The sequence below is a fragment of the Thauera sp. SDU_THAU2 genome (assembly GCF_038260575.1).
GTDB lineage: Bacteria > Pseudomonadota > Gammaproteobacteria > Burkholderiales > Rhodocyclaceae > Thauera.
Genome location: NZ_JBBWUN010000001.1, coordinates 1 through 24199, shown reverse-complemented (window position 1 = coordinate 24199; position 24199 = coordinate 1). Strand labels below are relative to the sequence as shown.

The window sequence follows — 24199 nt, the reverse complement described above, 5'->3', positions numbered from 1 at the left end:
CTTCGCCGGACGGCGAGGGACGCCGCGCCTTCCTTTCCGTCGCCGCGGCCGGCGCCCGCGCCCAGGCGCTCGCCGCCGATCGAGCCGGCGCGACGGGCGGGCCGGGTCGCTCGCCGGACTGCCGGTCGCGATCAAGGACCTGTTCGACATTGCCGGCGACGTCACGACGGTCGGCTCGCGCGTGCTGGCCGACGCCCCGCCGGCCGCAAAGGACGCCGAGGCCGTCTCGCGCCTCAAGGCGGCCGGTGCGGTGATCATGGGCCGGAGCCATATGAACGAGTTCGCCTATTCGGCGCTAGGCACCAATCCGCATTATCCGCAGCCGCGCAGCCCGTGGGACCGCGACGCCGACGGGGGGCGTGGCCGCTCTCCGGGCGGCTCGACCTCGGGCGGCGCCGTCGCCGTCGCCGATGGCTTCGCCTATGCCGCGCTCGGCAGCGATACCGGCGGTTCGACCCGCATTCCGGCGGCCTTCTGCGGCATTGCCGGATGGCGCCCGTCGCAGGGGCGCATGCCGGCTGCGGGCGCCTTCCCGCTCGCCGACAGCTTCGACACGCCCGGCATTATCGCCCCGACGGTCGAGGACTGCCGCCTTCTCGACGCCGTCCTGACGGGAGCGGCGAACGACGAACCGGTCCCGGCTGTCTCGTCGCTGCGCCTCGGCCGTGCGGACGGCATGCCCTTTGCCGGGCTCGCGACGGAGGTCGCCACGGCCGTCGAGGCGGCTTTGACGGCGCTTGCCCGCGACGGCGCGCTTCTCGAAAGCTGCGCCGGCTTCGACTGGGACGCCCCCGCCACGGCTCTGCGCGCCGGGCAGGTCACGGCGGTCGAGGGCCTGGTCGCCCATGGCGCCCTCTTCGACAGGCAGGCCGACTACGATCCGCGCGTCCTCGCTCGCATGGCGGCGGGGCGGGACGATCCTTGCCACCGACTATGTCGCGGCGCAGCGGCGGATCGCGTCTCTGCGCGCCGAGGTCGACCGGGCGATGGCTTCCTTCGACGCCCTCGTCATGCCGACCGTCGCCATCCTGCCGCCGCGACTGGCCGAACTCGACGACGACGAACGCTTCTTCGCGCTCAACGCCGCGGCGCTGCGCAACACGTTGATCGCCAGCATCCTCGACCTGCCGGCGGTGTCCCTGCCCGTGCAGGCGCCGGGCGCGCCGCCGGTCGGGCTGATGATGATCGGCCGGCGGGGCGAAGACCTAAACCTGCTGGCAGCGGCGCAAGCCGTCGAATCCTGCCTGCACGACTCTTGAAGGAAAAAGCATGGAATTGGGACTGAAGGACAAAAGCGCGCTGGTGTTCGGCGCCGGCGGTGGACTGGGCGGGGCGATCGCACGCGAACTGGCGGCGGAAGGCGCGAAGGTCGTCGCCGCCGATATTGACGCCGACGCCGCAGAGGCGACGGCCGCCGCGATCCGCGACGCAGGCGGCACGGGACGGGCGCTCATCTGGGACATAGGCGACCTCACGGTCCTCGAGGAACGCATCGCCACCGTCAAGGCGGCGTTCGGCCCGATCTCCGTTCTTGTCAACAATACCGGCGGCCCGCCGCCGACGCCGGCGGCCGGCCAGTCTCCGGAAGCCTGGTCCAGGCATTTCGACCAGATGGTGCGGTCCGTGATCGCGGTCACGGATTCGGCGCTCCCCCGACATGCGGGCAGCAGGTTGGGGCGCATCATCACCTCGACCTCGTCCGGCGTCGTCGCGCCGATCCCCAATCTCGGCATCTCAAATGCCTTGCGGCTGGCGCTCGTCGGCTGGTCGAAGACACTGGCGCGGGAAGTCGGCCGGGACGGCATCACCGCGAACATCATCTTGCCGGGCCGCATCGCGACGGGCCGGATCCTGTTCCTCGACGAGCAGAAGGCCAGGCGGGAGGGCCGCAGCGTCGCCGATGTCAGCGCCGAGAGCAGCGGCACGATCCCGGTCGGCCGCTACGGCGATCCGAGCGAATACGCGGCCACCGTCGCCTTCCTCGCGTCGCGGCGCGCCTCCTACATCACCGGCTCCGTCATCCGTGTCGACGGCGGCCTCATCGCCAGCATCTGAGGGATCATCATGGAACTGACGGAAGACATTCGCACCGCCCTCGAGGGCGTCTCCACCGCAACGCTGACCACCGTCCTCCTCAAGAAAGGACCTGAACGTCTGGATGAGCGGAACGGCGCCGCTGACGAAGGGCCAGGGCCGCAAGGTCGGCCCCGCCTTCACGCTGCGCTTCGTGCCCGCACGCGAAGACCTCGCGACGCCGGCGAGCTGGTCCTCGCCGACCTCGACGCGCGGAGCCATCGAAGCCATGCCGGATGGATGCATCGCCGTCGTCGACGCCATGGGGATCACGGATGCCGGCATCTTCGGCGACATCCTCACCGCGCGCATGGCCCGGCGCGGCGTGGCGGGCCTCGTCACCGACGGCGTGATGCGCGACCTTGCCGGCGTCCTTTCCACCGGCCTTCCCGTCTGGTGCCAGGGCGTCGCCGCCCCGCCGTCGGTCGCCGGCCTGACCTTCGTCAACTGGCAGGAGCCGGTCGGCTGCGGCGGCGTTGCCGTCTTCCCGAACGATACGATCGTCGCCGACGACGACGGCGCCGTCGTCATCCCCGCGGCGATGCTGGAGGCCGTCGTCGACGAAGCCGTCGAACAGGAGCGCATGGAGGCCTGGATCATGGACGAGGTCGGTCGTGGCGTGGCGCTTCCCGGTCTCTACCCCATGAACGCGGAAACGCGCGCCCGCTACGACGCCTTCAAAGCCGGCAACGGCTGAGAAGCGGGCGGGATCAGGGGCGACCCACGCCCCAAAAACGATGATAAGGACAAGGAGGACAAAATGCCGATGCAGATCGCATCGCCTGAAATCCGGCAGGTGCCGGTGCCGGGCGGCAGAATGGAGGACAATTACGGCGAAAAGGTCCGATCGGGCTGATCGCGCTTTGCGACGACCTCGCCGTCGACCGCGATTTCGCCCGCATGGTGCCGGACGATCGTCGCGCTCGTCACCTCCCGCATTTTCCTCGAACAGCCGAACTCGAAACGCACCTTCCTCGACATGGCCGATCGCATTCCGGGCACCGCCGAGCGTTGCCTGCCTGCTCCTCCGCCTCGATCCCGTCGTCTTCGGCTGCACCAGCGCGACCTCCTTCATCGGCGAGGACCGGGTGGCCGATCTCGTGCGCAGCGTCCGCCCGGGCGTCCACGTCACCAATCCCGGCAGCGGAACGATCGCCGCTTTCAAGGCGCTGGGCGTGCGGAAGGTGTCCGTCATCACGCCCTATACGATAGCGAACACGGCGAACGTTCTGCGCATGCTGGAAAACGGCGGAATCGAGCCGGGACCGGTCTCCTGCTTCGGCCTCGACACCGACATGGACATAGGTTCCGTGCCGAAAAGCGCCTATAGCGATCTTGCCCGAGCACCGACCACGGAGACGCGGAGGCAATCTTCATCTCCTGCACCGCCACGAAGGCCCTCGACACGATCGACGAGATCGAGGCCACGACAGGCCTCGCCTGCGTCACCTCCAACCAGGCCGCATTCTGGCACGCCATGACGCTCGCGGGCTGGAAAGAACCCATCTCCGGCTTCGGCAGGCTGATGCGCGAGAATTGGTGACATCGCCGGCCTTGTCAGCTGCTGCCCGCTGTCGCCTGTCAAGGGCCTAAAGCCACTTCCGACTGTCGGTACGTGGCTTTGGAGCCTGCCCGCAAGTGTCGCGCAAGGGCGTAATGAACGATGTCGGCAAGGCCCACTTTCTCACGGACCACGGCTGTCACCGGGACGACCGTACAGAGTTGAGCGGATCACTACGCTGCTATTCCTCGAACTTCACCATCGTTCCACCGCCGGTCGCCTGATCGGTCGGAAAGACCTCGATACGGGCGACATCCACATAGACGGGCAGCGCGATCACATCGTCGACGATGCGGGCAATGTGGTCCGGCTGGATCGGCCGGTAACCGTCATAGAGTACGGCCTTTGCCTGGTTGTCCGCAATCGAGGTGCGGTAGAGTTCCGTCTGGACGCGGCCGGGGACGATCTCGCTGACGCGCACGGAGGTGCCGAGCAGGTCGCAACGAAGATTGTCGCAAAACAGGCTGAGGCCGGCCTTCGACGCGCCATAAACACCCATGCTCGGATAGGGCGCCTGTCCACTGCTGGAGCCGATATAGATAAGATGGCCGCGCTTGCGCGCCACCATGCCGGGCAGCACAGCGCGCGTCAGATGCATCGGCGCTTTGAGGTTGACGTCGATCATCGCGTCGATCTCGGTCGGATCGATGTCTTGGAAGGTCGCGCGGGTGGACAGGATACCGGCATTGTTGACGAGCACGTCGACCTCCACGCCGGCAAGCGCCTCGACAATGCGCGCCGTATCGCGCACGTCCGCCTGAACGGGATCGCACCAGTCGCTTTCGCGAGATCGGCAAGCTGCATCCCGTTGCGGCCGATGGCGTAAACAGCAAGGCCGCGCGCCCGCAGTGCCGGCACGATCGCCTTGCCGATGCCGCTTGTCGCCCCCGTGACGACGGCCGTGCGGTAGGCATCAGACATAGATATAGCCCCCGCTGACGACGACATTCTCGCCTGTCGCATAGGTGTTCCGGCTCGATGCCATCATGACGATCCACTCGGCCATTTCGACAGGCTCTGCTGCACGGCCAAGGGCGCTCGCCTTCGCCAGTTCCGGCAGGAAGCCAAGTTCCCGGGCTCGGTCCGTCGCAAAGCCGGCCGGTGCGACGGAATTCACCAGGATCTGGTCCTTGGCGCATTCCTGCGCGAATGATTTTGTCAGGCTGACAACGGCGGCCTTGGTGGCGGCGTAATGAGCGTTCTGCGGATGCGCCTTGAAGGCATCGACGGAGGTGACGTTGACGATGCGGCCGGTCACTTCCGGCACATTTACGAACTGACGCATATGGCGCACTGCCGCCACCATCAGCTGATAGGTGCCCTCGATGTTGATGGCATTTTCCAGATCCCAGTCCTCGTCGGAAATTTCCAGGATGGGTTTGCGCGGATAGATCGCCGCGCTGTTGACGACCGCATGGATACGGCCGAGCCGGGCGGCGACCGCCTCGAAGCCCCCGTGGGCCGTTTCGGCGCGGGAAATATCCGCGACGGCGGTCGCCACTTCGGCGCCCAGCGCTTCGAGGTCCGCTGCGGACGAGGCGAGCAGGGTTTCATTGCGGTCGATGAGGCCGACCTTCATCGCACCTCGCGCAACCATCAGCTTGGCGGTCACGAGGCCGAGGCCCGAAGCGCCGCCGACGATGACAACAGTCTGGTTATTCAAGTTTCAGGGTCCGCGAAATTCGAGTTGCATCACCATATTATATGTTATCACTTATATGCCATATCTGATGGGTGCAAGCCATTTCCTGAGCCGGCAACCGGCATTTTGTCCCGTGTTTCCCACAGAGACCGCCATCGCGGCAGCCTAATCGTACATTCTCAGCTTAAAATCACGGCTACACCGAATCCAAGTAGTTCTTAGTTGTCTCAGGGAGTAGGCAATGCTTCCCTTAAGCACAAACACCATGTATGATATGTGATAAATGTGAATAAAACCACGAGCGCGAATACATGTCTGTCATTACGCAGCGCGGCAATCTCGCCGAAATCGTCGTCGCCAAACTGAGTGAGCGGATCGACAGCGGCCTTTATCCCCCTGGAGAAAAGATTCCGTCAAGCGCTCAGTTGTGCGAGGAGTTCGGGGTTTCGCGCACGTCATCCGCGAGGCGTTGACCTCGCTGAAAGTCGCCGGTCGCGTCATCACGCGACAGGGCGCTGGCGCCTATGTTACGGAAAAGGATGCCAAGTCGCTGCATTTCGAGATCAATCGCATCGACGACATCCGGTCGGCCATGCAAATTCTTGAACTGCGCCTCGGCGTCGAGATGCAGTCGGCAGCCCTCGCCGCCCAGCGTAGGACGCCGGAAGCCCTCGCCGAGATTGCGCGCGCTTTCGACCATATCGAGAACCTCGACAAGAACGATGCCGAAGTCGAGGCGCGGGCGGATTTCGAGTTTCACCTCGCCATCGCGAAGGCTACCCGCAACCCGCATTTCCCCCGCTTCCTCGAAGCTGTGATGGGCGAGATCAATTTCGACCTCGTCCTGAAGCACCGTCAATCCGGCCGCTCCTACAATGCCTACCTGAAGAAGATCAACAAGGAGCATGCCGCCATCCTGGCGGCCATCACCCAAGGTGACTCGAAAGCGGCCCGCCAGGCCTTGGTGGCGCAATCTGAACGAAAGCCCAAACCGCTACCGTGCCTTGCTGGACGAGCCGGTGGAAACGAAGCGGACGACTGACCCAGTCATATCGCTTACTCGCAGACACAGAAGCATAGGATCAGAAACGACAGGGTACTGGCAAAAGCGACGGTTCCTGTCCTGTGTTCAGATGACGGCGTCTTCGAGGAAAGGGCGGTTTTCGACCACGCGCTCGTAGCCGAAGGGCGAAAGGTCGAGCGTACGGAAGCCGCCGTATGCGATCAGTTCCGAAAGCCCGCGCCCCATGGCGGGCGACTGCTGCAGGCCGTGGCCGGAAAAGCCGTTGGCAAAGAGGAAATTCCGCACCTCGGTATGTGGGCCGAGGATCACGTTGTGGTCGAGCGTGCAATAGTCGTAGTGACCGGCCCAGCTATTGACCACCTTGATCGCCTCGAAGGCCGGCACGCGGCTCGCCAGCGTCGGCCAGATCTCGTCCTCGAACTCGTCGTGCATCACGTCGAAGTCGTTCGGGTCCACTTCCGGATCGTGCTTGGGATAGGTGCCCATCAGGTAGAATCTGCCTTCCGGGCGGAAGAACACGCCGGTCGGGTCGATGGTCAACCCCACCTTGCCTTCCAGCGGCGTGCGGCAATCCACGACGAAGAGCGAGCGGCGGCGCGGCTCGACGGGAATGTCGAGGCCGGCCATGCGGGCGACCTTCTTGCCGTTGGTGCCGGAGGTGTTGACCAGCGTGCCGCAGACGATCTCCTGCCCGCCCTTGGTCGTGACGGAGACGATGCGGTCGCCCTCGCGGTTCACCGCCACCACCTCGTCCTCGATATACTCGACCCCGAGCGAGCGGGCCTTCTTGCGGAAACCCTGCAGCAGGCCGACGCTGTCGAACCAGCCCCCGCCCGCCTCACCGGTGCTGCCGAGCGTCAGGCCCTCCGTGTTCAGCCAGGGGAAGCGCCTTGCAAGTCCGTCCGGATCGAGCAGGGTCACGGCCGCGCCGCAGGCGACCCGCGTCTCGTGGTTGCGGCGCAGCACGGCCGCGCCGCGCTCGTCCCCGGCAAGGAAGAGATAGCTGTTCTCGTGGAAGCCGATCTCCGGCGTGTCGTCGTCGACGGCGACGTTCTCCACGGGAAAGTACGGATGAACTCCCGTGCCGAACTGCGAGACCTTCACGTTGATCGCATTGGAGAACTGGTGGCGGATCGAGCTGGAGGAGAGCGCGGTGGCGGAACGCTGTTAGGTCCAGTCCTTCTCGATCACCAGCACGGAGCCGGTGAAATCCGGATTGATGGCGAGGAAATAGGCCGCCGAGGAGCCGACCACTGCCCCCGCCGACGATCACCACGTCATAGGAGGTCTTCGACGCCGGCATCACGTGTCCTCGAAATGGCCGTTGGCAGAAGATGCCGCCCTGGAAGCGCACGGCGGGATCGTTCGGATCGCCCTGCTTCGTCTTCGCGAAGACCTTTTCCCGCATAGGCAGTTGGCGCTGTCCTCCGGCTTGTAGCCGAGCGAGGCGGCGGCGCGGTTGTCCCAGAAAGCGCGGGAATTGTCCGACATGCCGTAGGCGACCATGAAGCCGGTGCGCTCGGCCGAGAGGCACTTTTCCACCAACTGCCGGCAGTCGCGATAGGAGAGCCAGGTGATCAGGTGGCGGCGGTCGGTCGGTTCCGGGAAGCAGGAGCCGATGCGGATCGACACCGTCTCGATGCCGAACTTGTCGAAATAATAGCGGGCGAGGTTCTCCACGAAGGTCTTCGAGACGCCGTAGAGGCTGTCCGGCCGTGTCGGCACGGTGCCGTCGATGGTCTCGTTGCGCTCGTAGTAGCCGATGGCATGGACGGAGCTGGCATAGACGATGCGCTTGACGCCATGGCGGCGGGCGGCCTCGTAGATGTGGTAGCCGCCGGAGATATTGCTGTCGAGGATAGTCTGCCACGCCGCCTCGACCGCCTGCCCGCCCATATGGACGATGGCGTCGCAGCCGTCGATGGCCCTGGAGACCGCGTCGAAATCGGCGAGGTCGAGGGGGAAATCCTCCTCGCGGGGCGAGGTTGTCGCAGGGCTTGCGTCGGAGAGGCGCACGGTCTTCGCAAGCCGCGTGCCGGACAGGCGAAGCTCGGAGCCGACGCCGCCGGCCGCCCCCGTGAGCAGACTCTTCTGGAAATGGGACATGGGCAGGGCTCCTTTCAATGCAGCTTTGACAGCGCGTCGGCGACGATATGTTCGTAAATCCCGGTGTCACCCTGTATGGGCATCGCCCTGTTGGCCATGGAGGGCGAGGATTTCATGGAGGCGGCGCGGGTCTTCTCGAAGCGGATCGGGGTTATGGCTTTGCCTTGCGGTAGAAGGCGGCTTGCGCCTCGGTGATATAGCCGTGCTTCAGGTCGTGCTCGACGGCCTCGGCCGGGCGCTGGCCCGGATCGCCGTAGCCGCCGCCGCCCGGCAGCGACAGCACGAGCCGGCGGCCTTCCGGCACGAATTGCAGGCCCTTGCCCTTCAGCACCGTGCCGTCGTCCAGCGCGACGCTGCCGGCCGCCCCGTCAGCGCCGCCGTCGCGGCCGCGCGCGGGGTGGTTCAGCCGGTCGAACATGGCGGAGAAGCGGAAGGAAAAACCCTCGGCCGCCTCGATCTCGATCATCTGGCCAAGCCCGCCGCGCTGCGCGCCCGCGCCGCCGGACCCCTCGCGCAGCTCCTTGCGCCAGATGACGACCGGGCCGACATTCTCCGTCGCCTCGATCGGCATCGTGTGCACGCCGCTCGGGAAGGCCGTCGCATTGAGGCCGTCGAGCGAGGCGCGCGCGCGAGCCGCCGGAGTTGAACATCAGGATTTCCGCGCCCTTGCCGCCGATCTGGTCGGAGACGGGGCGCACGCTCATGTGCAGGTTCCAAAGCGCGCTCGCCCCTTCCGCCGGCACCTTGCCGGGTAGCGCCTGGTGCAGGGCACCGAGCACGAGGTCCGGCACGAAATGGCCGAGCACGTGGCGTACGGAGACCGGAGCGGGGCGTTTGGCGTTGAGGATGCAGCCTTCCGGCGCCGTCACCTCGAAGGGGGCGAGCGAGGCGAAGTTGTTCGGGATTTCCGGGGCCACCACGCATTTGATGCCGTAGCAGGCATAGGCCTTGGCATAGACCAGCGGCACGTTGATACCGAACTTGCTCATGGCCGAGGTGCCGTCGAAATCGACCAGCACACCCTCCGGGCCGATGGAAAGTTTCGCGGCGAGATGCACCGGCTCGTCGTAGCCGTCGAGATCGAGGCTGTAGGACCAGCTTCCATGCGGCAGGTTCTTCAGTCGCTCCAGCGTCGCCTCGCGGCTGTGCTTGAGGATGAAGCCGCCGATCATCGACAGGTCTTCGAGGTTGAACTCCGTCAGCATGTCGATGAGGCGGCGGTGGCCGGTCTCGTTGCAGGCCGCGAGCGCGTGGAAGTCGCCCACCACCTTGTCGTTCTCGCGCACGTTGTTGCGCACGATATGGATCAGCGTCCGGTTCAGCTCTCCGCGCTCGAAGAACTTCATGATCGAGATGAACAGGCCCTCTTCATAGACCTCGCGCGCATCCGGCCCGAAGCCGCGCCCGCCGACGTCCACCACATGGGCGGTCGAGGCGAAATAGCCGACCAGTTTGCCATGGTGGAAGGACGGCGTGACGACGGTGATGTCGTGCAGGTGGCCGGTGCCCTTCCACGGGTCGTTGGTGATGTAGACGTCACCCTCGAAGATGTTCTCCGGGCCGATGTCGCGGATGAAGTGCGCGACCGACTCGGCCATGGCGTTGACGTGGCCGGGCGTGCCGGTCACGGCCTGCGCCAGCATCCGGCCCTCGAGGTCGAAGACGCCGGCGGAAAGGTCGCCCGCCTCGCGGACCGAGGTGGAGAAGGCGGTGCGGATCAGCGTCTGCGCCTGTTCCTCCACCACGGAGATCAGGCGGTTCCACATCACCTGCATATGGATATCGATCATCGATTGGTTCATGGAGGACTGGCTCATGGCGATCAGCTCCGGGTGACGAGGAGGCAGCCGTCGTTCTGGACGACGGCCTTGAAGGAAGGCGGTGAGCACGGCCGAGGTCTCGCGCTCGACGATGACGGCGGGGCCCTTGACGACGTCACCGGGCCTGAGGCTGTCGCGCTCATGGATGCCGGCGTCGAGGAAGGCCCCCTGCGCGGCCTCGAACAGCCGGCGGGTCTTTGCCGGCGCCACCGCGCTCCCCTCGGCGACGGCGGAGACGGGCTCCACCGGCGGCAGCGGCGAGGAGGCCTTGACCGACCAACTCACGATCTCGATGTCCAGCCCCTCGATGGCGCGGCCGAAGAAGCGCTCGTATTCCGTCTCGAACAGCGCGGCGATCCTTTTCTCGCTCGCCGCATCGAAGCGGCTTTCCGAAAGCGGCACGGGAATATCCCAGCCCTGCCCCGCATAACGCATGAACAGCGTGCGCTCGATCACCGGCGCGCCGGTGTCGAGCCCGCCCTCGACGAAGCCGAGCGCTTCCGCCTCCATGGATTCGGCCAGCCGGTTCGCTTCCGCGACATCAAAACCGGCGAGGCTAAAGACGGCGCTGCGCACCGACTCGTAGCCAAAGGGCGCGCGGAGGAACCCGATGGCCGAGCCGACGCCGGCACCGGGCGGCACGAGGAAGGTGGAGATGCCCATCTTCTCGCAGAGTCGCGCGGCATGCAGCGGGCCCGCGCCGCCGAAGGTGATCATGGTGAAATCGGCGATGTTCTTGCCGTTCTCGACGGTGTGGACGCGGCCGGCATTGGCCATGTTCTCGTCCACCATCTCGCAGGTGCCGTAGGCGGCCGCATCGGCGTCGAGGCCGATGACGGCGCCGATGTCGTCGCGCATCGCCTGCCGGCTCGCCTCGACGGAGAGCGGGATCGCACCGCCGGCGAAATTGTCCGGATCGAGCTTGCCGAGGATCAGGTCGGCGTCGGTGACGGTCGGGTTCTTGCCGCCGCGCTGGTAGCAGGCCGGGCCCGGCTCGGAAGCCGCCGAATGCGGGCCGACGCGAATCTGGCGCATGCCGTCGACCCCGGCGATGGAACCGCCGCCGGCACCGATCTCGACCATCTCGACGACAGGAATGGAGATCGGCATGCCGGAGCCCTTACGGAAGCGATAGGTGCGCGCGACCTCGAAGGTCTTCGCCGTCTTCGGCACCTGGTTCTCGATCAGGCAGATCTTCGCCGTCGTGCCGCCCATGTCGAAGGAGAGGACCGTATCGAGCCCGTGGCGGCGGGCGATGTCGGCGGCGAAGATCGCCCCGCCCGCCGGGCCGGATTCCACGAGGCGGACCGGGAATTCGGACGCGCTTTCCACCGAGACGATGCCGCCGCCGGAATGAATCATGAAGACCGGGCAGGAAACGCCGATCTCCTTCAGCGAGACGACCAGCCGGTCGAGATAGGACTTGATCGCCGGCTTGACATAGGCGTTGGCGCAGACGGTGTTGAAGCGCTCGAACTCGCGCATCTGCGGCGAGACTTCCGACGAGATCGAGACGGAGACATGCGGCAGGCGCGCGAGGATCGCGTCGCGTACCACCGTCTCATGCGCGCCGTTGGCATAGGCATGGATGAAGCCGATGGCCACGCTCTTCGTAGCCGCCCGCTGCAATCGCCTCCACCACGGCGGAAACCGAGACCTCGTCCAGCGGCAGCAGCACCTTGCCGGCCGCGTTCATACGCTCGCGCACCGTGAAGCGGTCGGCGCGGGCGATGAGGGCCGGCGGCAGCACGATGTCGAGATCGTATTGCTCGAAGCGGTTTTCCGTGCGCATCTCCAGCACATCGCGAAAGCCTTCGGTGGTGACGAAGGCGGTCCTGGCGCCGCGCCGCTCGATCAGCGCGTTGGTGGCGAGCGTCGTGCCGTGGATCAGAAGGTCGATCTCGCAAAGGGCCACGTCCGCCATTTCGGCGGCCGCCTTCACGCCCTTGAGGATCGCCCGTTCCGGCGCGGTGTAGTCCGTCAAAACCTTTGTGGAATGGAGCATACCGTCGAGGTCGAGGGCGATATCGGTAAAGGTGCCGCCGATATCGACGCCCACCCGGCAGTTGCGCGTTGTGCTGCTCACTGTCTTCGTTCCCCACACCTTCATTCGCACGGCGAGTAAAAAAGACACTCAACGCCTGCAGTCAATTCTAGGATACATCTGTTATCATACATGTGTCAAAACCAATTCAGTGACGCCTGCCCCGTTCATGACGAGCTTAATGCGGTCGGCATCGCGCTGGCAAACTATGCCACTCCGACATGCAGGCCATCGTGGCGGCAGCACGATGTTCCGTTTCCGGATGTGAACGGGTTTCTGGTTGCCAAAGCGGGTACGGATCGTCTTTGGTCACGCTTCCGATCCGTCCTGCGCCATAGACCGGCCGCCCAATGCAAGTGAACCTTAATGCCCGTAGCTCCGCTTTTCACGCCCCTCCACCTCGGTCCGATATCCTTGCCGAACCGCATCGCCGTTGCGCCCATGTGCCAGTATATGGCGAATGACGGCTGCGCCTCGGCCTGGCACACGCAGCATCTTATGTCGCTCGCCATGTCGGGCGCCGGACTGGTCATGATCGAGGCGACGGCCGTTTCACGCCGGGGGCGGATCACGCATGGTTGCCTTGGACTTTATTCGGACGCAAGCGAGGACGCCTTGGGCGCAGTCCTCGATCAGGCCCGCCGGGTTGCACTTGGGGGCACCCAATTCGGCATCCAACTGTCGCATGCCGGCCGCAAGGGCTCGGCCCACCGCCCCTGGGAAACGCCCGGCGGGAGCCTTTCCGGCAGCGATGCCTGGCAGACCCTAGCGCCGCCGGAAATCGCCCACCGACAGGGCTGGGCCCTTCCGCAGGCCGCAATCGAGGAGGACCTCGATCAGATCGCCGACGACTTCCGCAATGCCGCCGTCCGCGCCGCCCGGCTCGGCATCAAGGTCATCGAGATCCATATTGCCCACTGGCTATCTGCTGCACCAGTTCCATTCGCCGCTTTCCAACCAGCGCCAGGACGCCTGGGGCGGTGACGCAGAACGGCGCATGGCCTATCCGCTGCGCATCGCCCAGACCGTCCGCGATGCGGCGGGCGACATCGCGGTAGGTGCGCGCATCACTGGCAGCGACTGGGCGGAGGACGGCCTGACGATCACGAATGCAACAATGCTCGCAACACGCCTCAAGGCCATCGGCATCGATTATGCCTGCGTCACCTCGAGCGGCATTCCCGTCAGCAACCCGACGGTCGCCAATGCCGAGGACGAGCATCCGGTCGCTCGCCGAAGCCGTGCCGCGCGAGCGGCATCACGACGCGTGCCGTCGGCATGATCACCGGATCGCAGCAGGCAAACGACATCATCACGAGCGGTCAGGCCGATCAAGTCGCGATCGGTCGCGCGTTTCTCGACGACCCCCGCTGGGGCTGGCATGCCGCCTTCGATCTTGGCGTCACGCTGCCCTACCCCGCGCCCTATGCATGGGCCGCGCCGGGGGAATGGAGCGGCCTGCAACGCCGCAAGGCCTAAATAAACGAGGCGCCCGGCAACAGGCGCCTCCATCAGTCAAGCAGCCGGACGATCGTTGCTGCAACGATGGCAGCGCGCTGCGAAAGCGTCTCGACAAGGATGTATTCGTCCTCGGTATGGGCTTTTCCGCCCACCGGTCCCGTCGCGCAGACTGTCGGCGCCCCGGCGCTGGAGGCGATCCCGGAATCAGCGCATCCGCCGGTGAACTCGCCGGATATTTCCGAAGCCGAGAGAGCCGCGGCTTCGCGATAGATGGTGGAAAGCGCAACATTGTCCGGCGTCGGGGCCAGCGGCAGGGATTCGCTCTGGCGCTCGAACATGGTTTTCGTGCCCGGAACGGTCGAACGGGCAAAGATCGCCTCGATATCGGCAATCAAGCGGCCGCGCTGCTCGCCATCGACGAAGCGAACATCCATCCTCGCCGGAGGCCTTCGCCGCCACGGTGTTGGTGGAGGAGCCGCCACTCACCCGCCCTACATTCAGCGTGATACCCTGCTGAACATCGGTCAGGGCATGAAGCGCCGTAATCTTGTGCGCAAGCTCGCCGATCGCGCTGGCGCCCTCCGCGAAGTTGACGCCGGCGTGTGCTGCCTTGCCGCCGATCTCGAAACGATAGGTAAAGCCGCCCTTGCGGCCGCTGACGAAATTGCCCGTCGGGCGCGCCGGCTCGGCATTGAACACGGCACGGGCATAGCGGGCCTCCTCATCGATATGCGAAAGCGATGCCTGGGAGCCGATCTCCTCGTCTCCCGTCATCATCGCGACGACCGGTATATCGGGCGCGAATTTCTGAAACGCGGCGAGGACGAAGGCATTCATGACCAGTCCCGCCTTCATGTCGGCGATGCCTGGACCATAGGCGCGGTCACCTGCGATATGGAATGGCCGGCGGGCGGCCTCCCCCTTGCCGAAAACGGTATCGCGATGGCCCATCAGCAGGATGTTGTGCTGGCCGCTGTCACGCCGGACCGCCGCTGTGCCGACGAGGAGCGTATCGCCGAAATCTGCGACCGGACGCACCGCGGTCTGAAGAGCGTGCTCGGCGAAGAAGCGCGACAAAAGCGCCCCCGACGGCATCGACGCCTTCCTTGTCATAGGATCCGGAATCGACATTCACGAGGGCCGACAACAGGGATACCATATTGTCCTGCTGCGCGAATATCCATTGCAGGATCTCGGCGTCCCGTGTGCTCATCAACGTGCCTTCAGCCATGTTGCGTGTTGGAATGAACTTGCGAAACCGTTCCGATTTCGGATTGCGGAAGACCTCGTCCGCGGGACCGTCCTCCTCGATGACGCCCTCGTGCAGGAAGAGGACACGGGTCGCCACGTCCCGGGCGAACGCGATTTCGTGCGTGACCAGCAGCATCGTCCGTCCTTCACCGGCAAGGGAACGCATCACGGCCAGAACCTCACCCACGCGCTCGGGATCGAGCGCGGACGTCGGCTCGTCGAAAAGCATGACCTCCGGATGCATGGCGAGCGCTCTCGCAATCGCCGCGCGCTGCTGCTGGCCGCCGGAAAGATGGGCCGGATAGGCATCACGCTTGTCGGCAATGCCGACCTTCTCGAGGAGCGCCATTGCTTCGGCGACGCATTCCGCCCGCGGCCGGCGCTGGACGTGGATCGGCGCCTCGATGAGATTTTCGAGGATCGTCATGTGGACCAGAGATTGAAACTCTGGAAGACCATGGCAGCCGCGCGCGGATACCGTCGATCTGCCGGCGGTCGGCAATGGCGAGACCATCCCCCGCTTCCTGAGCCTCACGGTCTCCCCGGTCACCACGACTTCGCCGGCCGTCGGGATTTCCAGCATGTTGATACAGCGCAGCATCGTGCTCTTGCCGGAGCCGGATGAGCCGAGGATCGCGATGACATCGCCCCTGTACGCATCGAGCGAGATGCCCTTGAGGACTTCGAGTGCCCCGAAGCTTTTGCGCAGGTTGCGCAGGGAGATAACGGGTTGCATGGTCGCCCCATCGGTCATTTGGCTTGCTCCGCTTTACCGGACGTCGGAATGCCGCGCAGATGGGGCGTCAGCCACCAGTCCAGCATCGAGATGGCCCGCGTCAGGAGGAAATTGATGATGAGATAGATCGTGCCGGCGGCGATGAAGACCTCCACCGGCCGGTACGTCTCGGAAATCAGCCGCGCCGCGATGCCGGTGACCTCCATCATGGTAATGATCGAAACAAGCGATGTCGCCTTGACCATCAAGATCAACTCATTGCCATAGGCCGGCAGTGCCTGACGCAGCGCGAGCGGCAGGATGATCCGCCGGTAGAGCACCAAGCCCGACATGCCGCAGGCACGGCCCGCCTCGATCTCGTGCTTGGAGACCGACTGGAGGGCGCCGCGCAGCACTTCGCTGCCATAGGCAGCGCTGTTCAACGACAGCGCGAGAATGCCGCACCAGTAGGCTTCCCGGAAGAATTGCCAGAGCCCGAGGCTCTGCAGGGTCGGCCGGAACTGGCCAAGACCGTAATAGATCAGGAAAATCTGGACCAGGAGCGGCGTGCCGCGAATGACGAAGACATAGGCGCCTGCCGGAATGCGCAGGATCCTGAGACCCGAAACCTGCATCAGCGCGATCAGCACCGCCAGAAGCAGGCCGAGGATAAAGGCAAAGGCCGTCAGTTCCAACGTCAGAGGCACACCGGCAAGAAGCTGGACAAAGCTGTCATAGACGAAACGCGGATCCATCAGGCGAGCCCCTCCGGCCATGCTGCGGCGCGCGCGTTTTTCAAGCCACGAGAATACCCGCTGCGAGAGCCATGTAATGACAAGGAAAATCGCTCCGGCGATGAGATAGAACTCGAACGGCTTGCAGGTCGATCCCGCGGCGATCTGCGCGACTGGCGCAGCAGTTCGACGAGGCCCGTGACGGAAATCAGCGCCGATTCCTTCAGGGCCATCTGCCAGACATTGCCGATGCCCGGCAGCGCATGGCGAAGCACCTGCGGCGCGATGATGCGGCGAAACAGCAGGAACTGGCTCATGCCTGCCGCCTTGCCGGCCTCGATCTCGCCCTTGGCCAGCACGCGGAACGCGCCGCGGAACACCTCGGCCTGATACGCGCCGGAAACGACGCCGATGGCCGTTGCGCCGGCGGCAAAGGCGGTATGCCGACGAATCCGGCCTCGCCCCAGAGATTGAAGAGCCCCGTCACCGCCATGCTGCCACCAAAGTAGAAAAGATAGATCACGAGCAGATCCGGAATACCGCGCAGGACAGTCGTATAGGCATCCGCGGGAGAAGCGGACCGGCGAGCTGCCGGCCAGCTTGCCCCAGGGCGATGAAAGCACCGATGACGCCGCCGATCAGGAAGCCGCACGCCGCCACGGCAACGGTCATGAGAGCGGCAGTCAGCATGGCAAGCCCCCAGCCCTCGGGACCGAAACCGACCAGTTGCAATATCTCCGTCATCTTTGCCCTGCCCTTCTAAAGCCGCTTCGAAGGCGGCTCAGACGTTGAACTGGAAGCCGTCGACCGTCAGAGTCTGGCCGGTCATGAAGCACGGCTCCGAGGTGGCGAGGAACGTCACCAGCCGTGCAACGTCGTCGGCACAGCCAAGGCCGGCCGAGCGCGATGCCCTTGATCACCTCCTCGGCACGGTCGGTCACGTTCGTGTCGATCTCGGTGCGGATCACACCCGGGCATATAGCGTTGATCGCGATCACCGGGCCAAGCTCCTTGGCGAGCGCGCGCGTCATGCCGAGAATGCCGGCCTTGGCGGCGGCATAGGCGAAGCGGCTGACTGCCGCCGTCACGCCACCCGAAAGCGCATTCAGCGACGACATGGAGACGATGCGCCCGCCGCCCTGTTTCAGCATGTGCGCGCGGTATGCTGGATGTAGTTGAAGCAGCTCTTCAGGTTGATCGCGATCGCGCGGTCGAACTCGTCCTCGGAGATTTCCAGGATGCCGACAGGCGCCGAGCTGCCGGCATTGTTGAGGAGAAAGTCGATCCGGCCGAACGTCCCGATCGTCTGCGCGACAACCTCGCCAGCACGCTGATGGCTGGAAACGTCGGCGACGAAGTCAACACCTCGCGGCCTTCGGCGGAGACCAAAGCGGCCGTTTCGACAAGCTCCTTTTCCAGCAGGTCGACCAGAACGAGTGCGTAGCCCGCCCGCGCCAGATCCATGGCACATGCCTTGCCGATTCCGCGCGCACCGCCGGTAACGATTGCGACCTTCTCTTGTGCACTCATGTCTCAAACTGCTCCTTTTCAAAATTTCAGGAACATGGTATGGCTGCGGCCATATTCTTCAATGAGAATTTGGTTCACATATATGAACATAAGCAGTGACTCGGAAGTAAAAATCCGCCGTTCGTGTTCTGGAGGTGCTCCGAACTTCTCGCCCGCGCGCAGAAGCCGCTCACCCTGAAAATGATCGTTTCGGAGCTGGCCTATCCCAAGAGCAGCACGTTCAATCTGCTCGCCACGCTTGTCTCCCGCGCCTATGTCACGCGCGACGAATCCGAAGCCTACCGCATCCATGAGGCCTTCCGGAACGGGCCCGGCTGGTCGAGCGGGCGCGACGCGCAGCTGATCGCAACCGCTCAGCCGATCATGGATGCGCTGCGTGACGCCGAGGGCGAAACCGTTTTTCTTGGCGCCCGCCGCCGGGACGGCCGCATCAAGCTTCTCGCCAAGAGCGTCAGCCACCAGCTGGTGCGTTTCGATTCCGATCTGACCGGATCGGACGCCTCCTTCTGCACCGCCATGGGGCGCGTAATGCTGGGCTACTGGAAGCCGGAAAAGACGGCGGCCTATCTCGCCCGCGAGCGCATCGTCCAGATCACCGAACATACGGTGATCGACCGCGTGCAGATCCGCCGGATCATCGAGACGGCACGCCAGAACGGCTATGCGATCAGCGACCAAGAGGCCGTCGCCGGCGGATCCGGCGTTGCCGCACCGGTGCGCGACGCAACGGGCGAGGTCATCGCGGCCCTCAATATCGCGACCGTCACGGCCCGCTTCGATGCAAGCCGCGACAGGATGATCGCGGCCGTCATCCGCAACGCGGACGAACTCAGCTCCCGGCTCGGCTACAAAGGCCCCAACACGGAAAATCAGTGACATGGATATTCAATTCGAAGGAAAGCGTGTGCTTGTCACGGGCGCAGCCCGCGGTATCGGACGGGCCATCTGCGAGGCCTTTGCCGCCGATGGCGCGGCCGTTCTGGCAACGGACGTCAATCTGGCCGAGCTTGTCCCCTCCGGAAGAGCGCGATTGCCAAACGTGGCGGCTCGATCGACACCGCTCGGCTGGACGTGACCGATGAAGACGGAATTGCCAAACTGATCGCGGAGCAGGGCGGCGAATTCGACGTCTTCATCCATGTCGCCGGCGGGGTGCTGGGACAGAAGCGCCAGCCGGTCGAAACCGTTCCGGCGGCCGACTGGGACAGCATCTATGACGTCAACGTGCGCGGCGCCTTTCTGGTCGCACGCGCCGTCGTTCCCGCCATGAAGGCGCGCAACGCCGGCAAGATGGTGTTCATTTCCAGCGGCGCCGGCCTCGGGGTCAGCCTGACGGGCATTCAGGCCTATGCGAGCGCGAAAGCCGCCCTCATCAGCCTTGCCCGCCAGCTCGCCCATGAGCTCGGCCCGTTCGGCATCAACGTCAATGCCGTGGCTCCCGGTTTCCTGCGCACGAGCCCGGACTACGAACGCCAGTGGGCCTCCTACGGCGAGGAAGGCCAGCAGGCCATGCTCGACCAGATCCCGCTGCGCCGCATCGGCCAGCCGGACGATATCTCGAATGCCGTGCTCTTCCTCGCCTCGCCCTTTGCGAGCTGGATCACCGGCCAGACCCTTTCGGTCAGCGGAGGCCCCGTATCACGAGCGCTGCAAATACCGTCCTTCCGACCTGGACCTGGCCCGAAGAGCGCCTGCAAGGCCTGATGAACCGCGCCCGCGCGGGGCGCAGCCTGAAGCCCGCCGTCTGGCCGGACAGTGCGAAATGTGCGGTCGCGCTCTCCTTCGATTCCGACCACGACACGTTCGAACTGCGCGACGGCGGCAAGTCCATATCCGGGCTTTCGCAAGGCCATTTCGGCCCCCGCCAGGGCGTTCCACGCATCCGCAAGCTGCTGGCCGACAAGGCCATTCCGGCGACCTTCTTCGTGCCGGCCGTCACCGCCCTGCACTATCCGGACGAACAGCGCGCGCTCATCGCCGAGGGTCACGAAATCGGCCTGCACGGCTGGATCCACGAGCGCAACACGCTGCTGGACGAGATGACGGAACAGGACCTGCAATACCGCGCCGCCGATACGCTGGAGCGGATCACCGGCGTCCGTCCGGTCGGCATCCGCACGCCTTCGTGGGACTTCAGCGAGAACACGCTGAAGATCACCGCCGAGATGGGCCTGCTCTACGATTCCTCCCTGATGGCCGACGTGGACTGCTACGAGCTTCTGCTGGACGGTACGCCTTCGGGTGTCATCGAACTGCCGGTCGAATGGATTCGCGACGATGCCGCCTATCTGATCATGGATCGCTGGGGCAGCCTCCGTCCCCAGATCGCGCCGCACGACATCCTCAAGATCTTCATGCAGGAATTCGACGCGGCCTATGAAGAAGGCGGCCTTTTCCAGCTGACGATGCATCCTGACATCATCGGGCACCGCAGCCGGCTTTGATCCTGAAGGAACTGATCGGACATATCCGGACGAGACAGGGCGTCTGGTTCGCCACGCATGCGGATGTCGTGACCCATGTAAAATCGGGCCTGCCCCTGAGGGTGGCGGCTCCTTTCCGAACGCTCAGACCCGGCGCATTCCGATGCGGCGGGCGCTTTCGTTTCGGATCGAAACGCCTATCACTTTCCTGAACCAGATTCACATATATGAACGCCATTTCTCTTTTCAGCAGCGGTGCGCGGGTTCAAACTAATTCCCAGTCTGGCGCCGGGCCGGATTATTCTCGGGGTCTCACGACGCCGACATCCACGACCCGACCCCGATACCCGAGGGGAAACCATGCTCAAAAAATCCGCGGCAGCAACGGCGCCTGCGCGTTCTCGATGCTTCTCGGCAGCAACGCACTTGCCAAGGACTGGAAGAAAGTCACCGTGGGCGTCGAAGGCGTTTCCGCCCCTTCAATTCCACAACGGCCAATGGCGAGCTTCAAGGGCTCGATCTCGACGTGATCAACGAGGCTGTCTGCAAGCGCGCGCAGCTCGAATGCACCATCGTTGCGCAGGACTGGGACAGCCAGATCCCCTCGCTTCTTTCCGGCAAGTTCGACGTCGTTCTGACGATGGCCCGAACGAAGAGCGCCGCAAAGTCATCGACTTTTCCTTGATCCCTACGTCATCACGCCCAACACGTTCCTGGCTGCCGCCGATGGCTGGACAAAGCTGCCGCACACTGGCGAGCACCTGAATACCGATACCGAGGAAGGTCGAAGGCCATCGCGGAAATCAAGGAGGTGCTGAAGGGTATGACGCTCGGCGCCTCGCTCTCCACCAGCCGCTGAAGTTCGTCGAGCAGAACTTCGGCGACGCCGTCGAGGTCAAGACCTACAAGTCCTCCGAGCAGGTCCAGCTCGACATCGAAGGCGGTCGTCTTGATGGCCAGTTCGACAATGTCGTCCTCGCCTCGCGATCGCCGAAGCTAGCAAGGGCACGTTGACGACCAGCGGCCTGCTCCTCGTCGGCGGCATTCAGGCCACCAATGTTCTGCCTGGCAACCGCAAGGAAGAACCGGAGCTTCAGGCCATCCTGAACTCGGGTGCGATCAGCGAAATGGCCGCGGACGGCACGCTCGCCGAGCTGTCGACGAAATGGTTCAGTGACCTCAGCCCCAAGGGTTGATGGCAAGCCTCTCGACAACCTCTGCGCTATCCACCAACCCCCGCCCATGTGCGGGCTTGGTTTTTCAGGCTTCAACCCGCTGTGTGCAGGCCGCCATTGTCAGCCAGCCGGTTCGCTCACTCACTCACGATTGCTGCCCGGCATGCAGAGCGGCTTGTCCCGCCTGACGCAGCCGGAAGTGTTCGACAAGCGTCCCACCACCGGTGTATCGCGGCGTCCGCTTGCGTCGAGCTGCTGCAACTGATGCTGATCCTTCCGACCGGCGGCCGTTTCTCGACGAAGGCCTCGGGCCCTCGAGGAAATCCTCGGAATGGGCCATGCGTTCGTACATGGGCAGGCCACCCGGCCCGGCTTGGTCAGCGCGAGTGCAGCGGCGGTCGGCATCGTCTCGATATGCGGCATGACTTCCTTCATCGCCCGTAAGGCGAGGGGCGCGCCCTGTCCGATACGGGTCGCGAGGTCGATGGCCGCCTGCCGGAGATCGGCGGCGGATGCACTGAGTAGACCAGGCCCCAGTCCCGGCTTGCCGGCCGGCATCCCGCCGGCCGGTCAGCAGCAGGTCCTTCGCGACATTGTAGGGGCACGGTTTCGGCAGGCGCTGGATCGCGCACGCTATCGGCAAGGAAGCCGCGCTGCATCTCCGGCAGCTCGAAATAGGCATGGTCGGCGGCGACGATGAGATCGCAGGCGAGCGCCATCTCGAAGCCGCCGCCGACGGCCACGCCGTTGACCGCCGCTACGACCGGCTTGAGCAGGTCGTGATATTCCCGTGATCCCGGCAAATCCGCTGGGGCCGTGCTCACTGTCGTTGTCGGCGTCGCGCATGGGATCGAAGCCGGACGCCGCCACGTCCTTGAGGTCCCATCCGGCGGAGAAGACACGCTCGCCCGAGCCGATGATGATGCTGACGCTCAGGCCCGAGTCGTCCTGAAGTTGCCCAGCGCCGCGTGGATGGCGCGGCTCATTTCCTGGTTGATCGCATTGACGGGCGGCCGAGTTGAGCGTGATTCCCAGGACGTTGCTCGATCCGTTGCGTGAGGATGAGGGGGTGTCCATGGCAAGACCCCCGGTTTGCTGAAGGAAACGGTCCGGCATCATGCCGCGCCGGGCGAGGATAAGCGCGTCGACCGCGACGATACCCTCGGCGGTGACGATGACGGGATTGATATCGATGGCGGAAATCCTGTCCGGGAAGGCGCCGATCAGCCGGGAAAGAGAGCAGACGGCGCGCGCGACGGCGTGCGGTCCATGCCCGGCCGGCCGCGGCAGGGATCGAGCGTCGGGCTGATCCTGAGTTCCTTCAGCATGTCGAGCGCCTCGTCCTCGCCGACGGGGGCGAGCGCGAATTGCCGGTCCGCCAGGCGCTCGGCCATGATGCCGCCGGCCGCGACCATGACCATCGGGCCTGCGACCGGATCGATGACGGCGCCCAGCGCCAGTTCCATCGCCCCCTTGACCATCGCAGCGACGAGCACCTTAGGGCCGATGCGCAAGCGGCAAGGTCGGCATAGGCCGCTTCCAGCGCCTTCGGCTCGCGGATATCGAGCAGGACCCCGCCGGCCTCCGTCTTGTGGGCTATGGCCTCAGCCGTCTTGACGACGACGGGATAGCCGATGGCCGCTGCCGCCGCGAGCGCCTCGTCGAGGTTCGCCCGGCCACGGCGCGGGCGATCGCCGGGATGCCGGCCGCCTCGACGAGGTCGAGCGCGGAAGCCTCGTCGTCCGGCGCGAATGTTCCAGCGCCGCCTCGACCCGTTGCCGTTCCTGCGCGGAAAAGCCCCTTGCTACGGTATATACCGTGCTCGTCTCGTAGCGACGAAGCTGGGCCAGGGCCTCGAAAGACGTATCGAGCCCGTCGAGGACGGGCACGCCCGATCGCTCCAGGTCCATGATGCGATCGGGGCGAAGTGACGGGTCGAAAAAGCCGATGGCCAGGACCGGCTTCGGTCCGCCGGCAAGCCGCGCCAGCCCTTCGGCGATCCGCGTCGAGAAGGTGTCGGCCTCGGGAACGCCGAACTCCGTGACGACCGCGCCGATGCCCGTGCCTTCATCCGCGAGAACGGTCGAAAGGCAGGTCGCCACATGGCCGGCGACGTCCTTTTCCCCCGCCCAGATATCGAGGGGATTGGCCGGGCCCAGTTCGGGCGCGAGGATCGCACCCAAGGCCTGCAGGGGTCGCGGCCGAAAACCGGACAAGCGGCAAATGCAGGCGGCTGGCGGCATCGATGGCTGCGAGGGCGCTGCGCGCCGGAATCGTCATCACGATAGCGAGATCGCCGCCGCCGAACCGCACGCCGGTGGAAAACAGGTGCAGCGTGCACCAGAACTGGTCGAGCGAGAGGCAGTCGACCACCCGGTGCCGGCGGAAGAAGGCCCGAGCCGCGCCTTGCCTCCCGCCATGCGGCCCGCATGGGTGGCAATCGCCTCCGCCGCCTCCGGCGTGCGCCCCGGCGCCAGGACGACGATCGGCACGTCTGCGGGCGGCCGCCCGTCGCAGGGCCGCGCCGGGGTGAAGCGGCGCACGAAAAACGCGAAAGCGTTTCACGATAAATGCGAAAACTAGGGAAACACGATAGAATCCGAAGGTTAAACACCCAAATCTGAAACTGAACGAAGTACA

At 65.1% G+C, this 24199-nt stretch carries 27 protein-coding genes and 8 pseudogenes; 17 read left to right on the top strand and 18 right to left on the bottom strand.

Annotation, left to right across the window (positions count from 1 at the left end):
* Window positions 1-118 precede the first annotated feature (118 nt).
* The 5 genes and pseudogenes from AAFL97_RS24300 to AAFL97_RS24295 form a co-directional block, all read left to right on the top strand.
* A pseudogene (locus AAFL97_RS24300) lies at window positions 119-700 on the top strand (amidase family protein); the annotation flags it as partial.
* A gap of 145 nt (window positions 701-845) precedes the next feature.
* Entirely contained in the window at window positions 846-1259 is a 414-nt protein-coding gene (locus tag AAFL97_RS00160) for an amidase family protein (protein WP_341643215.1), read from the top strand.
* A 10-nt stretch (window positions 1260-1269) separates the two neighbouring features.
* Window positions 1270-2055, top strand: coding sequence for an SDR family oxidoreductase (locus tag AAFL97_RS00155; RefSeq protein ID WP_341643214.1), 786 nt, complete (start codon window positions 1270-1272; stop codon window positions 2053-2055).
* A gap of 103 nt (window positions 2056-2158) precedes the next feature.
* Window positions 2159-2770, top strand: coding sequence for a ribonuclease activity regulator RraA (locus AAFL97_RS00150; RefSeq protein WP_341643213.1), 612 nt, complete (start codon window positions 2159-2161; stop codon window positions 2768-2770).
* A 666-nt stretch (window positions 2771-3436) separates the two neighbouring features.
* Window positions 3437-3616: pseudogene (locus AAFL97_RS24295) on the top strand (aspartate racemase/maleate isomerase family protein); the annotation flags it as partial.
* 199 nt (window positions 3617-3815) lie between these two features.
* Here the strand turns inward: AAFL97_RS24295 and AAFL97_RS00145 are convergent.
* Window positions 3816-4555: pseudogene (locus tag AAFL97_RS00145) on the bottom strand (SDR family oxidoreductase).
* The gene (locus AAFL97_RS00140; protein WP_341643212.1) at window positions 4548-5297 is read right to left on the bottom strand and encodes an SDR family NAD(P)-dependent oxidoreductase; all 750 of its coding nucleotides are present in this window, start codon (window positions 5295-5297) and stop codon (window positions 4548-4550) included. The pseudogene AAFL97_RS00145 and the gene AAFL97_RS00140 overlap by 8 nt, the downstream one beginning before the upstream one ends.
* Before the next feature lie 290 nt (window positions 5298-5587).
* Here AAFL97_RS00140 and AAFL97_RS00135 point away from each other — a divergent pair, with 290 nt between their 5' ends.
* Window positions 5588-5749 (top strand): GntR family transcriptional regulator, encoded by a 162-nt coding sequence (locus tag AAFL97_RS00135; RefSeq protein WP_341643211.1) that lies wholly within the window; start codon window positions 5588-5590, stop codon window positions 5747-5749.
* The gene (locus AAFL97_RS00130; RefSeq protein WP_341643210.1) at window positions 5746-6318 is read left to right on the top strand and encodes a FadR/GntR family transcriptional regulator; all 573 of its coding nucleotides are present in this window, start codon (window positions 5746-5748) and stop codon (window positions 6316-6318) included. The genes AAFL97_RS00135 and AAFL97_RS00130 overlap by 4 nt, the downstream gene beginning before the upstream one ends.
* An 87-nt stretch (window positions 6319-6405) precedes the next feature.
* Here the strand turns inward: AAFL97_RS00130 and AAFL97_RS00125 are convergent, their stop codons facing one another.
* The 4 genes and pseudogenes from AAFL97_RS00125 to AAFL97_RS00110 form a co-directional block, all read right to left on the bottom strand.
* Window positions 6406-7404: an NAD(P)/FAD-dependent oxidoreductase gene (locus tag AAFL97_RS00125; RefSeq protein WP_341643209.1), complete on the bottom strand. Its 999-nt coding sequence runs from the start codon at window positions 7402-7404 to the stop codon at window positions 6406-6408.
* A gap of 198 nt (window positions 7405-7602) precedes the next feature.
* Window positions 7603-8406 (bottom strand): NAD-dependent epimerase/dehydratase family protein, encoded by an 804-nt coding sequence (locus AAFL97_RS00120; RefSeq protein ID WP_341643208.1) that lies wholly within the window; start codon window positions 8404-8406, stop codon window positions 7603-7605.
* 151 nt (window positions 8407-8557) lie between these two features.
* Window positions 8558-11711: pseudogene (locus AAFL97_RS00115) on the bottom strand (hydantoinase B/oxoprolinase family protein).
* A gap of 76 nt (window positions 11712-11787) precedes the next feature.
* A complete protein-coding gene (locus AAFL97_RS00110; RefSeq protein WP_341643207.1) occupies window positions 11788-12360 on the bottom strand; it encodes a hydantoinase/oxoprolinase N-terminal domain-containing protein in 573 nt (190 codons plus the stop codon).
* 276 nt (window positions 12361-12636) lie between these two features.
* Here AAFL97_RS00110 and AAFL97_RS00105 point away from each other — a divergent pair, with 276 nt between their 5' ends.
* The 3 genes from AAFL97_RS00105 to AAFL97_RS00095 are packed head-to-tail and all read left to right on the top strand — an operon-like array spanning window position 12637 to window position 13749.
* Window positions 12637-13254 carry an oxidoreductase gene (locus AAFL97_RS00105; protein WP_341643206.1) on the top strand — a complete coding sequence of 206 codons (618 nt, stop codon included), beginning with the start codon at window positions 12637-12639 and terminating at the stop codon, window positions 13252-13254.
* Window positions 13181-13552 carry an oxidoreductase gene (locus AAFL97_RS00100; protein ID WP_341643205.1) on the top strand — a complete coding sequence of 124 codons (372 nt, stop codon included), beginning with the start codon at window positions 13181-13183 and terminating at the stop codon, window positions 13550-13552. The genes AAFL97_RS00105 and AAFL97_RS00100 overlap by 74 nt, the downstream gene beginning before the upstream one ends.
* Complete coding sequence (locus AAFL97_RS00095; RefSeq protein WP_341643204.1) at window positions 13549-13749, top strand: hypothetical protein; 201 nt, start codon at window positions 13549-13551, stop codon at window positions 13747-13749. Before AAFL97_RS00100 ends, AAFL97_RS00095 begins: the two co-directional genes overlap by 4 nt.
* A gap of 186 nt (window positions 13750-13935) precedes the next feature.
* On the opposite strand, the gene AAFL97_RS00090 is transcribed toward AAFL97_RS00095, so the two are convergent.
* From AAFL97_RS00090 to AAFL97_RS00065, 6 genes and pseudogenes are all read right to left on the bottom strand, one after another.
* Window positions 13936-14769 (bottom strand): M20/M25/M40 family metallo-hydrolase, encoded by an 834-nt coding sequence (locus AAFL97_RS00090; RefSeq protein ID WP_341643203.1) that lies wholly within the window; start codon window positions 14767-14769, stop codon window positions 13936-13938.
* Window positions 14708-15736 (bottom strand): ABC transporter ATP-binding protein, encoded by a 1029-nt coding sequence (locus tag AAFL97_RS00085; protein WP_341643202.1) that lies wholly within the window; start codon window positions 15734-15736, stop codon window positions 14708-14710. Before AAFL97_RS00085 ends, AAFL97_RS00090 begins: the two co-directional genes overlap by 62 nt.
* Window positions 15733-16452, bottom strand: a complete 720-nt coding sequence (locus tag AAFL97_RS00080) for an ABC transporter permease (protein WP_341643201.1) — start codon at window positions 16450-16452, stop codon at window positions 15733-15735. Before AAFL97_RS00080 ends, AAFL97_RS00085 begins: the two co-directional genes overlap by 4 nt.
* A complete protein-coding gene (locus AAFL97_RS00075; protein ID WP_341643200.1) occupies window positions 16452-17054 on the bottom strand; it encodes an ABC transporter permease subunit in 603 nt (200 codons plus the stop codon). Before AAFL97_RS00075 ends, AAFL97_RS00080 begins: the two co-directional genes overlap by 1 nt.
* Window positions 16951-17175, bottom strand: coding sequence for a hypothetical protein (locus AAFL97_RS00070; protein WP_341643253.1), 225 nt, complete (start codon window positions 17173-17175; stop codon window positions 16951-16953). The genes AAFL97_RS00075 and AAFL97_RS00070 overlap by 104 nt, the downstream gene beginning before the upstream one ends.
* Window positions 17172-17895 (bottom strand): annotated as a pseudogene (locus tag AAFL97_RS00065) (SDR family NAD(P)-dependent oxidoreductase). Before AAFL97_RS00065 ends, AAFL97_RS00070 begins: the two are co-directional and overlap by 4 nt.
* 189 nt (window positions 17896-18084) lie before the next feature.
* Here AAFL97_RS00065 and AAFL97_RS00060 point away from each other — a divergent pair.
* Genes AAFL97_RS00060 through AAFL97_RS00045 form a run of 4 tightly spaced genes read left to right on the top strand, consistent with a single transcriptional unit; the run spans window position 18085 to window position 20405 of the window.
* Window positions 18085-18837, top strand: a complete 753-nt coding sequence (locus tag AAFL97_RS00060) for an IclR family transcriptional regulator (protein WP_341643199.1) — start codon at window positions 18085-18087, stop codon at window positions 18835-18837.
* A 1-nt stretch (window position 18838) separates the two neighbouring features.
* A complete protein-coding gene (locus AAFL97_RS00055) occupies window positions 18839-19036 on the top strand; it encodes an SDR family NAD(P)-dependent oxidoreductase (RefSeq protein WP_341643198.1) in 198 nt (65 codons plus the stop codon).
* Window positions 19033-19665, top strand: coding sequence for an SDR family NAD(P)-dependent oxidoreductase (locus tag AAFL97_RS00050; protein ID WP_341643197.1), 633 nt, complete (start codon window positions 19033-19035; stop codon window positions 19663-19665). Before AAFL97_RS00055 ends, AAFL97_RS00050 begins: the two co-directional genes overlap by 4 nt.
* Window positions 19665-20405 (top strand): polysaccharide deacetylase family protein, encoded by a 741-nt coding sequence (locus AAFL97_RS00045; RefSeq protein ID WP_341643196.1) that lies wholly within the window; start codon window positions 19665-19667, stop codon window positions 20403-20405. Before AAFL97_RS00050 ends, AAFL97_RS00045 begins: the two co-directional genes overlap by 1 nt.
* A gap of 343 nt (window positions 20406-20748) precedes the next feature.
* On the opposite strand, the gene AAFL97_RS00040 is transcribed toward AAFL97_RS00045, so the two are convergent.
* Window positions 20749-20895 carry a hypothetical protein gene (locus AAFL97_RS00040; protein WP_341643195.1) on the bottom strand — a complete coding sequence of 49 codons (147 nt, stop codon included), beginning with the start codon at window positions 20893-20895 and terminating at the stop codon, window positions 20749-20751.
* Window positions 20896-20907: 12 nt separating this feature from the next.
* On the opposite strand from AAFL97_RS00040, the pseudogene AAFL97_RS00035 reads away from it, so the two are divergent.
* Both AAFL97_RS00035 and AAFL97_RS00030 read left to right on the top strand, forming a co-directional pair.
* Window positions 20908-21069 (top strand): annotated as a pseudogene (locus tag AAFL97_RS00035) (transporter substrate-binding domain-containing protein); the annotation flags it as partial.
* 325 nt (window positions 21070-21394) lie between these two features.
* Entirely contained in the window at window positions 21395-21580 is a 186-nt protein-coding gene (locus AAFL97_RS00030; protein ID WP_341643193.1) for a hypothetical protein, read from the top strand.
* A gap of 120 nt (window positions 21581-21700) precedes the next feature.
* Here AAFL97_RS00030 and AAFL97_RS00025 read toward each other — a convergent pair whose 3' ends face one another.
* The 5 genes and pseudogenes from AAFL97_RS00025 to AAFL97_RS00010 form a co-directional block, all read right to left on the bottom strand.
* Complete coding sequence (locus tag AAFL97_RS00025) at window positions 21701-22117, bottom strand: hypothetical protein (RefSeq protein WP_341643252.1); 417 nt, start codon at window positions 22115-22117, stop codon at window positions 21701-21703.
* A gap of 101 nt (window positions 22118-22218) precedes the next feature.
* Window positions 22219-22302, bottom strand: a pseudogene (locus tag AAFL97_RS00020) (enoyl-CoA hydratase-related protein); the annotation flags it as partial.
* Between the two features lie 451 nt (window positions 22303-22753).
* Window positions 22754-22998: pseudogene (locus AAFL97_RS00015) on the bottom strand (acetate--CoA ligase family protein); the annotation flags it as partial.
* Complete coding sequence (locus AAFL97_RS24290) at window positions 22881-23195, bottom strand: acetate--CoA ligase family protein (RefSeq protein WP_445954430.1); 315 nt, start codon at window positions 23193-23195, stop codon at window positions 22881-22883. The gene AAFL97_RS24290 and the pseudogene AAFL97_RS00015, both read right to left, overlap by 118 nt.
* Window positions 23164-23742, bottom strand: a complete 579-nt coding sequence (locus AAFL97_RS00010) for a hypothetical protein (protein ID WP_341643191.1) — start codon at window positions 23740-23742, stop codon at window positions 23164-23166. The genes AAFL97_RS24290 and AAFL97_RS00010 overlap by 32 nt, the downstream gene beginning before the upstream one ends.
* A 40-nt stretch (window positions 23743-23782) precedes the next feature.
* Here AAFL97_RS00010 and AAFL97_RS00005 point away from each other — a divergent pair, with 40 nt between their 5' ends.
* On the top strand, window positions 23783-24142 hold the full coding sequence (locus AAFL97_RS00005) for a hypothetical protein (RefSeq protein WP_341643190.1): 360 nt from the start codon (window positions 23783-23785) through the stop codon (window positions 24140-24142).
* Window positions 24143-24199 lie beyond the last annotated feature (57 nt).